Origin of the sequence: Peptoniphilus sp. (assembly GCF_034090345.1) — a bacterium.
Taxonomy (GTDB): domain Bacteria; phylum Bacillota; class Clostridia; order Tissierellales; family Peptoniphilaceae; genus Peptoniphilus.
The window spans coordinates 1-14586 of sequence record NZ_JAXDSS010000048.1 but is presented as its reverse complement, the minus strand read 5'-3'; the positions used below and the strand labels follow the sequence as shown (position 1 = coordinate 14586).

The following is a 14586-nucleotide window of genomic DNA, read 5'->3' as shown; positions in this document are numbered from 1 at the left end:
ATATTGTATATAAGGGTATAAAGAAAATAGTTTAAGGAAAACATTTAATTTTAATTTAACGGGGGATTTTATGGATTTAAAAAAAGAATATCAAGATAAACTAATTTCCGCTGAAAAAGCAGCTTCATTTGTTAAAAGCGGAGATACTATTGATTTTGCTTGGGCAGCTCAAACTCCAGTTGCAATAGACAAGGCACTTGCTAAACGTGCAGGAGAACTTGAAAACGTAGTTGTAATGGGTGGAGTTTTGATGGGAGTTCCTGAAATTTTTAATGCAGACCCTGAAGGGAATGCTTTTATTTGGAAAACATGGCATGCAGGTGGAAATGACAGAAACAGAATCAATAAAACTGATGCAGGATTTTATGCGCCACTTAGATATTCAGAACTGCCAAGATGGTATAGAGAAAACATTGACTTAAATATTGCCTATCTTGTAACAACACCTATGGATAAGCACGGATATTTCAACTTTGGGTTGAATGCATCTCATCTAAAGGCAGCCATTGAAGTTGCTGATTTAGTAATTGTAGAAATAAATGAAAACTTACCTATAGCATTAGGCGGAGTTGAAAATGTAGTTCATATTTCTGAAGTTGATTATATAGTAGAAGGTGAAAATCCTGATATTAAAGAGCTTCCAGCTGGATCTTTCGGTGATGTAGATAGAAAAGTTGCAGAACTTATAGTTGGAGAAATGGTAGATGGAAGTTGTATACAACTTGGCATAGGAGGTATGCCTAATGCCGTAGGTTCTCTATTGGCAAAAAGTGACTTAAAAGATTTAGGGGTTCATACAGAGATGTTAGTAGATGCTTTTGTAGACCTTGTAAACGCAGGGAAAATTACAGGAGCTAAAAAAAATATAGATAGATATAGACAAACTTACGCATTTGCAGCAGGTACTAAAAAATTATATGATTTTGTAGACAATAACCCATCTTGTATGGCTTCAACAGTTGGATATACAAATGATGCAAGAGTTATCGCTCAGTTAGACAACTTTGTTTCTATAAATAATGCAGTAAATGTAGATTTATTTGGACAAGTTTCTTCTGAGTCATCCGGATTTAGACATATCTCAGGAGCTGGAGGACAACTTGACTTTGTACTTGGAGCTTATTTATCCAAAGGTGGAAAGAGTTTTATCTGTCTCTCATCTAAATTCTATAACAAGAAAGAAGATAAAGAAGAATCAAGAATTGTATTGAATTTTGAACCAGGAACAATTATAACTGCAGCAAGACCTAACACACACTATATTGTAACTGAGCACGGAATTTTTAACTGTAAGGGGAAATCAACCTGGGAAAGAGCTGAAGGAATTATCAACTTAGCTTCTCCTGAATTTAGAGAAGACTTGATAAAGCAAGCTGAAAAAGCTGGAATTTGGAGAAAATCAAATAGAAAATAATTAAAGCGACCATTGGTCGCTTTTAAAATTTAATACCTAAAAAGAATATAATAAGCAAAACAAGCACAATGTTAACATTGTGCTTGTTTTTATGGAGGCGACAGCCAGATTCGAACTGGCGATAAGGGTGTTGCAGACCCGTGCCTTACCACTTGGCTATGTCGCCGAATACTTTAATAATGTTAACATGTTTTGAGATATTTTTCAAGAAGAAATTTTCATTTTATTAATTTACTTCACTTAGAAAACACTTTATCAAAATTAATGTTGTAAAATATGAAAAAAAATTGTATAATAACGAAGTAAATGAAAATATTTTCTAAAGATGACATACGTTTTCAACGTTCCGAGTAGTTAAGGTTTTGTATAGTACTTAAATGCATGATCGTAATTTGAGCTAGGGACATATGTTTTTTAACTTTAGGACATTTTACCGATGGTAAAGTGAAAAAATTATTGAAGTCGAAGGAAAAGCTTTTACATATTCAAGGCATCCTATGTGTTATGCGTTAGATTTGATAGGTTGTGTGGATTTGCTAAATATTAAGTAGATAATATTTTATCACGCTATTATAAATGTATTGAATTTGATATACGGCAAAGGCTTTTCTCGAGATAAATTGAATTAAGATTAGGAGAGAGTTATGGAAAAAAACGTAAACAGATTAAGCGATAAAGAGCTTATCTACCAGTTAGATGGAAAACCAAGTCTAAAAGTTGCATTTCCTATTGGTTTTCAACACGTACTTGCAATGTTTGCAGGGAATTTAGCGCCAGTTTTAATATTAATAGGTGTTTTGGGATTAAATGGCACTGAACTGAGTTTGAGAATGATTCAATGTGCTATGTTTGTTTCAGGGCTTACAACATTTATTCAACTTTATCCAATTAAGATAGGTAAATTTCAAATAGGGGCAGGTCTTCCTATAGTTATGGGAACATCTTTTGCGTTTGTGTCTACAGCGGCTTCAATTGGAGGAGAGTATTCTAGTTTTGGACCTGAATATGCACTTTCAGTAGTATTAGGAGCTGCTTGTTTGGGAAGTATGGTAGAAGTAATAATAGGTTTATTCTATAAACAAGTAAAAGGGCTATTCCCACCTCTAGTTGTAGGTAGTGTACTTATCACCATGGGTGTAAAACTTTTAGGAGTCGGTGTAAATTATTTCGCAGGTGGAGTAGGTGCTGAAGATTTTGGATCAGCTAAAAACTTAGCTTTAGGATTTTTAGTATTTTTTGTAATCACTTTCTTACAAAGATTTGGAAAGGGAATGTGGAAAATATCTTCTATACTTGTTGGATTAATAATCGGATACATAGTAGCTGCATTTATTGGTAAAGTTGATTTCACGCCTGTAATGAATGCCAATGTAGTTGGAGCTCCACTTCCTATAATCAAACCATGGGAATTGAAATTCCCTATAGGAGCTGTAATAAGTTTTGCTACAATTTATATTGTTTCTGGTCTTGAAACAATAGGCAACTCAAATGGTATAACAATTGCAGGGTTCAACAGAGAAGCAACAGCTGAAGAAACTTCAGGAGCTATTTTAGCGGATGCGCTTGGTTCAACAGTTGCAGTTCTTTTCAACGCACTTCCTAATACAGCTTTTGGTCAAAATGCCGGCATAGTTGCTATGACTAAAGTAGTAAATAAATGGTGCGTTGCTATGGGAGCTTTTGTTCTTATGGCTTCAGCTTTCCTTCCTAAAGTGGGTATGTTATTTAACATTATGCCTAACAGTGTTTTAGGGGGAGCTGTTATAACTGTATTTTCTATGATCATGATTAATGGTATTAAGATGATTACTAAAGCTGGATTTAGCGATAGAAATATAATTGTTTTAGGAATTACATTTGGGTTAGGTCTTGGACTTGGATCTCACCCAGAAGCACTTGTAGGGCTTCCTCCAATGTTCCAATTCATATTTAAAGATACTGTTGCTTGTGTTTGTATAATTTCTATTCTTGCAAACATAATATTCCCTCCAACAAAAGAGGACAAAAAAATGGCTGAACAAATGGTTAAAGAAGGCGACAATTAAAAAATTAAGTGAGCAGTGGCAAAGTCCGCTGCTTATTTTATTTCATATTTTAATTTTATGTTTGAATTATAGACCCTTATTTAGCTTAAATTGATATGTATGCTTGAAAATGCTATAATACAGTGATAGGTACAATTGATCGGAGGATGTAATGAAAGAAAAATTATTAGAAATAAAAGCAAGAGTCCAAAGTGAATTGAATGAAATTCAAGATTTAAAAGTGTTGGACCGATTGAGAGTTAAATATCTTGGTAAAAAAGGTGAAATCACTGCGGTAATGAAAGAAATGGGTAAGCTTTCTGCAGAGGAAAGACCTATTATAGGAGCACTCGCTAATGAGGTGAGAACTGAAATAGAAAATAGCTTACAAGATAAAATTAGTACATTAAAAAATAAAGAATTGCTAGAAAAATTAGAAAGTGAAAGAATAGATATAACTTTAAATAAAGAACCTCTTTTAGTGGGGCATGAACATCCTCTTATAAAGACTATTGAAGAGCTTGAAGATTTATTTATAAGTATGGGGTTTATGGTTATAGACGGTCCTGAAATAGAGTCTGTTGCAAATAACTTTGATCTTTTAAATGCTCCGATGGATCACCCTTCAAGAGATTTATCAGATACTTTTTACATCGATGATAAGACAGTTTTAAGAACTCAAACATCACCGGTTCAAATAAGAGCTATGAAAGAATATGGAGCACCCCTTAGAATGGTTTGTTCAGGAAGAGTTTTTAGGTCTGATGAAGTGGATGCTACACACTCTCCTATGTTTCATCAATTAGAAGGACTTATTATAGATGAAAAAATTTCTATGGCAAATCTATTTGAAACACTAAATATATTCGTTAAGACACTATTTGGAGATGAAATAAAGACAAGATTTAGACCACACTATTTCCCATTTACTGAACCTTCAGCTGAAGTTGATGTAACATGTACTGTATGCGGTGGTAAAGGTTGCCCAAGTTGTCACAATACCGGCTGGTCTATGGAACTTTTAGGTTGTGGTATGGTACATCCAAATGTGCTTAGAAATTGTGGTATTGATCCTGAAAAATATTCTGGATTTGCATTTGGAATGGGAATAGACAGAATAGCAATGATAAAGTACAAGTTGAACGATATAAGATTGTTATTTGAAAATGACAATAGATTCTTGAATCAATTTTAGTGGAGGCTTTAAATGTTTTTACCGGTTAAATGGTTAAGTGATTATATAGATATAGATTTAGATATTAAGAAAGTTGCAGACGAGTTGAGTTTAACGGGTTCTCATGTAGAGTCTATAGTCAACAGAGCTGAAAATTTATCAAAAGTAGTAGTTGGAAAGATTTTAAAAATTGAAAAACACCCGGACGCAGATAAACTTGTTGTTTGTCAATTAGATGTTAAAGATGAAATAATCCAAATAGTTACAGGAGCTCAAAATGTATTTGAGGGAGCTGTAGTGCCAGTGGCTTTATCCGGAGCTAATTTAGCGGGTGGAGTCAAAATAGAAAAAGGTGAATTAAGAGGCGTTGAGTCAAATGGTATGTTATGTTCTTTAGAAGAACTTGGATACGACCAATCTGTTATTTCAAAAGAAGCTAAAGACGGGATATATATTTTTGATGAGCAAACAGAAATAGGTATTTCAGCAATAGAAGCTTTGGGATTAGATGGAGAAATTATAGAATTTGAAATAACCCCAAATAGACCGGATTGCCTTTCTATAATAGGAATGGCAAGAGAAACTAGCGCAACTTTTGATATACCTCTTAAGCTTGAAAAACCTCAAATAAAAAATGAAGTTGAAGATATTAGTGAATATTTTGAAAGCGTCACAATTGAAACTGAAAATTGTAAGAGATTTTATGCTAAGGTTTTAAAAGATGTTGAGATAAAACCATCTCCTCTTTGGTTACAAAATCACCTTGTAGCTGCAGGAGTCAGACCTATAAACAACATAGTCGACTTGACTAATTTTGTAATGCTTGAATACGGTCAACCTCTTCATGCTTATGATTTGGATGATTTGAAATCAAAGAAGATAGTTGTTAGACAAGCTAAGGATGATGAAATTTTAAAAACTTTAGATGGAGAAGATAGGACTTTAAAATCAGAAGATATTGTAATAACTGACGGAGAAAAAGCCATAGGTCTTGCTGGAATTATGGGAGGTTTTTATTCTGAAATAAAACCTACTACTAAGAGAGTTTTACTTGAAGGTGCTAATTTTGATAAAGCTTCTATCAGAAAGACTTCAAAAAGACTTGGTTTGAGAAGTGAAGCATCTTCAAGATTTGAAAAAGGTGTTGATATCACATCTGCTAAACTGGCAGTTCAAAGAGTTTGTGAACTTGCTGAGGAAATTGGATTTGCAAATGTTATAGCAGGAGAATTTGATATCTATCCTGAAAAGGTTGAAGAGAAAAAAATAAAACTTAGAACTTCAAAAGTTAATAAGCTTATAGGAATGGAGTTTACTACTGAAGAAGTTTCTAAAATTTTAAATAGATTATTTATTGAAACTGAAGTTGAAGGAGAAGAACTTACAGCTACAATTCCTACTTTTAGATTAGACCTTGAGATAGAAGAAGATTTAATTGAGGAAATAGCAAGAATATATGGATACCACAACATAAAAGCTAAACCACTTGAAGGCAGCCTTTCAGTTGGCGGGAGGTCTGAGCTTAGATTGCTTGAGAGAAGAGTTAAAAATGTTCTCTTGTCACTTGGATTTAATGAGTTTATGACTTATTCATTTGTAAGTCCTAAAAACTTCGATAAATTGAATTTACATGAAGAAGATGAACTTAGAAATGTTGTAAAAATAATAAATCCTCTTGGAGAAGAATACAGCATTATGAGAACTACACTTACATCGAATATGATGGAGGTTCTTTCATACAATGCTCATAGAGGAAATTTAAATGTAGCAGGATTTGAATTTGGAAATACTTTTATTCCAAAAGAAGGTCAAGAATTGCCTACAGAAGTAACTAAATTGTCAATAGGTTTTTATGATTTAGGAGATTTCTATTTCTTAAAAGAGGTTATAAGAAGAGCTCTATGGCAAATTGGGATTGAAAAATTTGAGTTGAAGAGAGCTAAGACAGAATTTTTACATCCTGGAGTTTCTGCAGAACTTATTGTTGAAGGTGAAAGTATAGGATTCTTTGGAGAAGTTCACCCTATAGTTCTTGAAAATTATGATATTAAAAAGAAATGTTACGTAGCAGAACTAGATTTTTATAAACTTTTAAATTTTACTAAAGAAAATTATCTATTTAAAGAAATTCCAAAATATCCATCTGTGAAGAGAGACTTGGCATTTATTATGGACAATGAAGTTCCGGCTTATGAAATAGAAAAAATAGCAAGAGAAAATGGTTCTGATTTACTTGAAGAATTCAAAGTGTTTGATATATATAGGTCAGAAACTCTTGGAGCTGATAAAAAATCAATTGCATTCTCGCTTATTTTTAGGTCTTTAGACAAGACACTGGTAGAAACTGAAGTAAGTGAAATTACTGACAAGATTATAAAGTCAATCGAAGATAAATTTGGTGCTACTTTAAGAGCTTAAGGAGGAATATATGAGCAGTGGAAAAGTAAAAGTTCAAATAGATGATATGAACTTCTATGTGGTTGGAGGAGAAGAAGAAAAAGTTAGAAAATTTGCCGATGACTTAGACAAGAGAATTAAGACGGTACAAAATTCTAACTACAGGCTAAACCAAGTTCAAGCACTAATTTTAACTGCTTTAAATATTCTTGAAGAAAAGGATAGAGAAGCAGATAAAATCAATAGTATACAAGAAGGATCTAATGAAGAAAAGAACCTTAATACTTTAAATGAACTTGAAGAGTTAAAAACTAAATTAGCTTCGTTAAGTGCTGAAAATGAAAAATTAAAAGATAGATATGACAAAAAACAAAAGGATTATGATTCTTTAATAAATGAAAATCAAAAGCTTAGGGAAGACTCAAAACAGTTTAATTTGAAGATTAAAGAGTTTACAGATGAAATTGAAAAAATAAAATCTGAAAAGAATTCTTTGGAAGAACAGATATTTGAGTCTCAAAAGAGAATTATAGATTTGAATAGAGAGATTGAAAGTTTAAATGATAGATAGAGTTGAATTATTAGCTCCGGCAGGTGGCATGGAAAGCTTAATTTCCGCAGTCAAAGCCGGGGCTGATGCCATTTATTTGGGAACTGATAAATTTAGTGCAAGAGCAAAAGCTTTTAATTTTAATAGAGAAGAAGTCAAGGCTGCTGTAGAATATGCTCACTTAAGAGGCGTTAAAATCTATGTGACAGCTAATATTTTGTTGCTCGATAGTGAAATAGATGAAGCATTTAAATTGGTTGAATATTTAAATGAAATTGGAGTTGATGGAATAATAGTACAAGATATGGGCTTTGGAATTACAATTGCAAAAAGCAATTTGCCTATAGAAGTTCATGCAAGTACTCAAATGGCAATAAATAATCTGTATGGGGCTAAGACTGTAGAAGAGTTTGGCTTTAAAAGAGTGGTATTGGCAAGAGAAACTTGTCTTGAAGATATGAGTTCGGTTAGCAATAATACAAACTTAGATGTTGAAGGTTTTGTACATGGAGCATTGTGTGTATCTTTTTCGGGAGAGTGTTTGATGAGTTCCATGATAGGCGGAAGATCCGGCAATCGTGGAGATTGTGCACAGGCTTGTAGAAAGAGATATAAGATAATAGGCTTGGACGGAAGAGAGTGTGAAAGTAAGTATTATCTTTCTCCTAAGGACCTAAATTCTCTAAACACATTGGATACACTTGTCGAGAATGGGATTTTTTCTTTAAAAATTGAAGGAAGAATGAAAAATCCTGAATATGTATATCAAGTTGTCAGCTCATATAGAAAGGCAATAGATAATACACTAACAAAGATTGACAAAGATAATGTTGAACAAATTTTTAGTAGAGGATTTACTTCGGGACTTGCATTTGGAGAATTTGGCAAAGACTTTATAACTATTGAAAAACCAAGTAACAGAGGTAGAGAGATAGGGAAAGTTTTAAATGTAGGTAGAGATTTTGCTGAAGTAGAATTATTTGATTCAATTTCTTGTGGAGATGGGATTGAAATATTTGATAAAAACAAAAGTTTTGGATTTAGAGCAGAAAAAGATTATCCAAAAGGCGTTAATAGATGGAGCCTATTAAAAAAATTAAATGCTACGGCGAAAATATATAGAAATTATTCTGAAGATTTAGATAGAGCTATAAAAGAAAATTTAAACAGAGATATCAAGTACAGAGATATTTCAATAGAAGTAAGGTTTAAAATTGGTCAGCATCCTAATATCAAGTTAAGTACAGATGATTTTACTGTTGAATATGAATCTGAGTATATTGTGGAAAAAGCGCAAAAGAAAGGTGTTTCAAGAGATAAGATAGCAGAAAATATCTCTAAATTTGGTGGAACAGTATATAATCTAATAGATTTAAAATTAGAGATTGATGACAATATTTTTATTCCAATATCGGAGATAAATAATTTGAGAAGAGTTGCATTAGAAAATTTAGATAAAAAATATTTATATGATAGAAATTTTGAGAAGATAAATTATACTTTATATAAGCCTGAAAAGAAAAATGAAAAGAATTTATCTGTAGAGGTTTATTCTTTAGAAGATTTAAAAAAGATAAAAAATTTTGATGGGCTTAAAGTATGCATTCCAATTGATAGATTTAATAGGGAACTTGAAGAATTAACCATTAAAGAAAATATAAAATTGAGCGGAGTATTTCAAAAATTTCAATCTACAAGGGAACTTGAAGAGTCCTTGAAAATTTTAAAGTCTACAGAAGTTTTTGGCGAAGTGTATTTAAATAATTTATCTCAAATATCTCTTTTAAAAGATTTATCTATAGATAAAGTAGCTGATATAGGGCTAAATGTGTTTAACAAGGTTACGATAAGTAATTTATTAGAAATGGGTTTTACAAGAATTTGTCTTTCTCCAGAACTTAACAAGGAACTGATAAGGGAAATAGCAAAAGATTATGGAGAGTATATAGAAGTAGTTTCCCATGGATTGTTACCAGTTATGACAATGGTTCATTGTCCTATGTCGGTTAATCTTGGTTGTTCAATAGATTCTAACTGTAAAGCTTGTAAATATTCAAAAGGATTTTATCTAGAAGATGCTAGGGGAGAGAAATTTTTAGTTGAAAGAAACTCTAATATTTCCGAAATATTTAATTCTCATCCTATCATGTTGTCTGATAAAATAAAAACTTACATGGATTATGGTATAGGAAGTTTTAAATTAAATTTAAGAGAAGACATTTATAAAACTATTGAGTTATACAAAAATATTTTAAATAGAAAAGATTTTGAAGATAAGACAGTAAAAAACAATTTGATTAATAAATACGGGAATATAACTTATGGACATTATAACAGGGGGGTTCTAAATGGATGAACCTATTTTAAAATCTTATAGAGTTTTAGAATTTGACAAAATAATAGAAAAATTAAAAGCTATGATGTCATCTGAATTAGCTGTTAAATATGCTGATGAAGTTAAAATATCCATGGATAAGATAGAAGTGGTGCAAAGGCTTAAAGAAACTACAGAAGCTGTAGATTATATAATAAAAAGAGGTGAACCGCCTCTTTTTGGAATATATGAAATGTCGGGATATATGAAAAGACTTGAAATAGGAGGCTATCTTACAGCTGGACAGTTGATAAAAGTTGGAGATTTCTTAAGAGTTTCAAGATACTTAAAGACTTATCTAGCACCTGATGATTCTGATTTACAATCTGAAATATTGGTAAATTATGCTGATGGATTGGTGGCTTTTAAAAAGATAGAGGATACAATTGCTGATGCGATAATATCTGAAAATGAAATTGCTGACTCAGCATCACAAAAATTATCTAGTATAAGAAGACAAATAGCTAAGAAAAAAGACAGCATAAGAGAAAGGCTTAGTTCTATTATTTATTCTGGGAGCGAATATTTACAAGATGCAATAGTGACTATTCGTGAGGGGAGATATGTAATACCTGTTAAAAATGAACACAAATCTAAGGTAAAGGGAATTGTTCATGATGTGAGTTCGAGTAAACAAACAGTTTATATAGAACCACTTGCAGTTGTAAACATAAATAATGAATTGAGGTCTCTTGAAGTAGAAGAACGAGAAGAAATTGAAAGAATATTACAAGAAATTTCAAAAAAGGTAGATGATGTTAGGCATGAAATCTTGTTGAATCAAGATTTATTAAGAGATATTGATTTTATATTTGCTAAAGGTAAACTATCGCTTGAGTATGATGGAAGAAAGCCTATTATAAACGATAGAGGTTATGTAAATTTAAAATCTGCTAGACATCCTTTATTGGATAAGAAAAAAGTAGTTCCAATAAATATTAGTTTAGGTAGAGAATTTACATCACTAATAATAACAGGGCCTAACACAGGTGGTAAGACCGTATCTATAAAAACCTTGGGACTTTTGACATTGATGGCACAATATGGATTGCACATTCCTACAATGGAAGATTCAGAAATTGCCATTTTTGACAAAGTTTTAGCTGATATTGGTGACGAGCAAAGTATAGAGCAATCCTTATCAACATTTTCATCTCATATGGTAAACATAGTGGAAATTTTAAAGGAAATAACACCTAAGAGTTTAGTTATATTCGATGAACTTGGAGCTGGAACAGACCCTACTGAAGGTGCTGCTTTGGCAAGATCTATAATGGATTTTATGTTGAGAAGAAAGATAAGATGTATATCTACAACTCACTATAATCAGCTGAAGCTCTATGCTCTTTCAACTGATGGGGTGCAGAATGCTTCGATGGAGTTTAATGTAGATACACTTTCTCCAACGTACAAACTTTTGATAGGTGTTCCGGGGAAGAGTAATGCTTTTGAAATTTCTCGTAAACTTGGGTTACCGGATATAATAATCAGAGATGCTAAGAAGATGATTTCAGAAGATAATATTGAATTTGAAGAAGTTTTATCTTCTATAGAAAAAGATAGAACAAGAATTGAAGAGTATAAACAAGCTGCTGAAATCGAAAGTTTAGAATATAAAAAGAAAAATGAGAAACTAAAAAAAGAAATTGAAAAGTTAAATCAAGAGCGAGAGAAAGTTTTAGAAAAGGCTAGAGAAGAAGCTAATAGATTGGTGCTTACTACAAGAGAAAACATGGAACTTGTAATCAATGAACTTTCTGAGTTGAGAGAACAAATGAATTCTGCTCAAGCGAGAAAATTACAAGAAGCTCAAGATTTATACAGAGAAAGTTTTAAATCTGCTCAGAAAAAGAATGAATTTGTACTTGAAAAAGCTGATGAAGTTATAGGAGAATTAAAGGTAGGAGAAACTGTAAGGGCTACTTCTTTAAACTCTGAAGGCGTAGTGCTGGAGTTACCTGATTCAAAAAATCAAGTACTAGTTCAAATGGGTATGTTGAAGATGAAATTACCTCTTGAGACATTAATTAAAACTAATGTTGAAAAAGAAGTTCAAAAGACGAAGACAAGGAATATAATAGATAAGAAGAGTAAATATATTAAGACTGAAATTGATATAAGAGGTAATAACTTTGAAGATGCGAGAGTTATTGTAGATAAGTATATAGATGATGCCTATTTGTCTGGGATTAAAGAAATTAGAATAATTCACGGGAAAGGTACGGGAGTACTTAGAGAAAAAATAAGAGATTATTTAAGGAAAAATAAATGCGTAAAGCACTATGAGGATGCGCCAAGTAATCAAGGGGGATATGGTGCTACAGTAGTGGAATTTAAAAACTAAAGGAGTAAATATGCTAAATTTTAAAGCTGAAATAGCTAATATACTTGCAGAAAAAATTGACAGTCTAGATTATGAGAAAATTTTTTCTTTGATAGAAATACCACCAAGCTATGATATGGGAGATTATGCTTTTCCGGTATTCTCTCTTGCAAAAGTATATAGAAAGAACCCAAATATAATAGCAGCAGAGGTTGCGGAGTCGATTAATAGTGACTTATTGGAAAGGGTTGAGTCAAAAGCTGCTTATATAAATTTCTTTATAGATAAAAATAAACTTGTCAAAGAAGTTTTAAATACTGTTGAACAGGAAAAAGAAGAATTTGGTAGAGTAAATGTTGGTAAAGGAAAAGATGTAATAATAGAATATTCTTCTCCCAATATTGCTAAACCATTTCACATAGGACATATAAGAACTACAATTATTGGAGATTCATTAAAAAGAATTTACAAATTTTTAGGCTATAATGTAACTTCATATAACCACTTGGGAGATTATGGAACGCAATTTGGGAAGCTTATAGTTGCAATTGAAAAATGGGGGAATAGAGAAGAAATAGAAAAAAATCCTATACCTGAACTTTTAAAATTGTACGTTAAAATAAACCAAGAAACTGAAAATAACGAAGAATTATTAAATGAATGTAGATATTGGTTTAAAGAACTTGAAGATGGAAATAAAAAAGCTGTTGAACTTTGGAAATGGATAAGAGAAGTTTCAATGGAAGAGTTCGAGAGAGTATATAAGATTTTAGATGTGGATTTTGATTTTTATATGGGCGAATCTTTTTATTCGGACAAGATGGCTAGAGAAGTTGAAGTAATGGAAGGAAAAGGTATTTTAGAAATTTCTAATGGAGCTAAGATAGTAAATTTAGATGAACACAATATACCGCCAGCACTAGTTATAAAAAGTGATGGTTCAACAATATATCTTACAAGAGATATAGCAACGGCTGTATACAGACAAAACGAACACAACCCTGAAAAAATTATATACGTTGTAGGCTCTCAACAAATATTACATTTTAAACAATTAAAATATGTATTAGAAAAGATGGGATATGATTGGTTTGAAAAGATAGTTCACGTTCCATTTGGAATGGTTTCTCTACAAGAAGGAACTCTTTCAACAAGAAGAGGTAATGTAGTTTATCTTGAAGATTTATTAAATAAATCAATAGAAAAAGTAATGGAAATTTTGAACAATCGTGAAAAAGAAAAAGGTCAAAATATTGATGATAAAGAAAAACTTGCTAAGCAAGTAGGGGTGGGGGCTATCAAATTCCAAGAACTTTTCAATCAAAGAATAAAGGACTATACTTTCGATTGGGAGAACACTCTTTCATTTGAAGGGGAGACTGGACCTTATGTTCAATACACTCATGCAAGAATAAACTCGATTCTTGAAAGGGGAAACTTTGAACCAATTAATGTAGAAGACAATTTATTAAAAGAAGAATCTGAAATAAATTTATTAAGACTCATCTATAATTTCTCAAATGTAGTTATAGACGCGCATGAAAAGTATGAACCATACTTTATAACAAGACATATAACAGAAGTTGCAAAAGAATTTAACAAGTATTATAACTCTACTCAAATATTAGTAGAAGACTCAAAGTTAAAAGGACAAAGACTTATGCTTGCATATGCAGTAAAAACAGTCATTAAATCAGGACTTGGACTTTTAGGAATAGAAGCTCCGAATAAAATGTAAGTTAAAAAGACTCCATGTAAAATATTGGAGAGGCTCATTAATACGAGCCTCTCTTATTATTTAAAAATCAACACATAGCAGCTAAAATAAATCCTAAACCAAAATAAACCAAAAACCACTAAAAATAAGCATAGAAAACAAAACTCCTAGGAGTTTTCAAAAATTTTCATATTTTTTTACCAATTATTTACAAGAAAGCATAATTCGCTTTCTAAATAAATTAAAATTTTTCATACCAAAACAATTTCTTTTTAAAGTCTTTATCTTAGTATGAGTGCCTTCAAGAGGACCATTAGACCAAGGATAATCAAAAGAATTACATATCTCATCAAACCAATTATTAAAAGCAGTAATACAAGAACTAAATTCCTTTATAATTCTACCATTTTAGGTACAATTATCTTGACAAATATTGAATTATAATTTATTATTAAATATAAATTCAGTATTAGAATAGAAAGAGGTGTGCTATGGCACAAGTATTAAAAGAAGAAGTCAGAAATAGAATACTCGAAGCAGCAGAAAAAGTATTTTATAAAAAGGATTATAGAGGTGCCAAATTAACAGAAATTGCAAAAGAAGCGAATATACC

Annotated in this window: 10 protein-coding genes and 1 tRNA gene; 9 read left to right on the top strand and 2 right to left on the bottom strand. The window is 31.6% G+C overall.

Annotated features, from left to right (window positions below):
- The first annotated feature begins 70 nt into the window (after positions 1–70).
- On the top strand, positions 71–1414 hold the full coding sequence (locus SOR77_RS04090) for a butyryl-CoA:acetate CoA-transferase (RefSeq protein WP_320635909.1): 1344 nt from the start codon (positions 71–73) through the stop codon (positions 1412–1414).
- Positions 1415–1506: 92 nt separating this feature from the next.
- Here SOR77_RS04090 and SOR77_RS04085 read toward each other — a convergent pair.
- Positions 1507–1580: transfer RNA gene (locus SOR77_RS04085), tRNA-Cys, on the bottom strand.
- Positions 1581–2058: 478 nt separating this feature from the next.
- Between SOR77_RS04085 and SOR77_RS04080 the strand changes: the two genes are divergently transcribed.
- From SOR77_RS04080 to argS, 7 genes are all read left to right on the top strand, one after another.
- Positions 2059–3459, top strand: coding sequence for a uracil-xanthine permease family protein (locus SOR77_RS04080; RefSeq protein WP_320635908.1), 1401 nt, complete (start codon positions 2059–2061; stop codon positions 3457–3459).
- A gap of 151 nt (positions 3460–3610) precedes the next feature.
- Positions 3611–4633, top strand: a complete 1023-nt coding sequence (gene pheS, locus SOR77_RS04075; RefSeq protein WP_320635907.1) for a phenylalanine--tRNA ligase subunit alpha — start codon at positions 3611–3613, stop codon at positions 4631–4633.
- A gap of 12 nt (positions 4634–4645) precedes the next feature.
- Positions 4646–7030, top strand: coding sequence for a phenylalanine--tRNA ligase subunit beta (gene pheT / locus SOR77_RS04070; RefSeq protein WP_320635906.1), 2385 nt, complete (start codon positions 4646–4648; stop codon positions 7028–7030).
- 10 nt (positions 7031–7040) lie between these two features.
- On the top strand, positions 7041–7580 hold the full coding sequence (locus SOR77_RS04065; RefSeq protein ID WP_320635905.1) for a cell division protein ZapA: 540 nt from the start codon (positions 7041–7043) through the stop codon (positions 7578–7580).
- Entirely contained in the window at positions 7570–9915 is a 2346-nt protein-coding gene (locus SOR77_RS04060; protein ID WP_320635904.1) for a U32 family peptidase, read from the top strand. Before SOR77_RS04065 ends, SOR77_RS04060 begins: the two co-directional genes overlap by 11 nt.
- Positions 9908–12277, top strand: a complete 2370-nt coding sequence (locus tag SOR77_RS04055; RefSeq protein ID WP_320635903.1) for an endonuclease MutS2 — start codon at positions 9908–9910, stop codon at positions 12275–12277. Before SOR77_RS04060 ends, SOR77_RS04055 begins: the two co-directional genes overlap by 8 nt.
- A 10-nt stretch (positions 12278–12287) precedes the next feature.
- Positions 12288–13994, top strand: coding sequence for an arginine--tRNA ligase (argS, locus tag SOR77_RS04050; protein ID WP_320635902.1), 1707 nt, complete (start codon positions 12288–12290; stop codon positions 13992–13994).
- Positions 13995–14177: 183 nt separating this feature from the next.
- Here the strand turns inward: argS and SOR77_RS10230 are convergent, their stop codons facing one another.
- Positions 14178–14369, bottom strand: a complete 192-nt coding sequence (locus SOR77_RS10230) for a transposase (RefSeq protein WP_414153385.1) — start codon at positions 14367–14369, stop codon at positions 14178–14180.
- 95 nt (positions 14370–14464) lie between these two features.
- Between SOR77_RS10230 and SOR77_RS04045 the strand changes: the two genes are divergently transcribed.
- Positions 14465–14586 (top strand): TetR family transcriptional regulator (locus SOR77_RS04045; protein WP_320635930.1); only part of this gene is annotated, 122 nt, incomplete at its 3' end.

Coding starts and splice junctions, on each gene's coding strand:
- SOR77_RS04090 (WP_320635909.1), top strand. CDS start 71: ATGGATTTAAAAAAAGAATATCAAGATAAACTAATTTCCGCTGAAAAA.
- SOR77_RS04080 (WP_320635908.1), top strand. CDS start 2,059: ATGGAAAAAAACGTAAACAGATTAAGCGATAAAGAGCTTATCTACCAG.
- pheS (WP_320635907.1), top strand. CDS start 3,611: ATGAAAGAAAAATTATTAGAAATAAAAGCAAGAGTCCAAAGTGAATTG.
- pheT (WP_320635906.1), top strand. CDS start 4,646: ATGTTTTTACCGGTTAAATGGTTAAGTGATTATATAGATATAGATTTA.
- SOR77_RS04065 (WP_320635905.1), top strand. CDS start 7,041: ATGAGCAGTGGAAAAGTAAAAGTTCAAATAGATGATATGAACTTCTAT.
- SOR77_RS04060 (WP_320635904.1), top strand. CDS start 7,570: ATGATAGATAGAGTTGAATTATTAGCTCCGGCAGGTGGCATGGAAAGC.
- SOR77_RS04055 (WP_320635903.1), top strand. CDS start 9,908: ATGGATGAACCTATTTTAAAATCTTATAGAGTTTTAGAATTTGACAAA.
- argS (WP_320635902.1), top strand. CDS start 12,288: ATGCTAAATTTTAAAGCTGAAATAGCTAATATACTTGCAGAAAAAATT.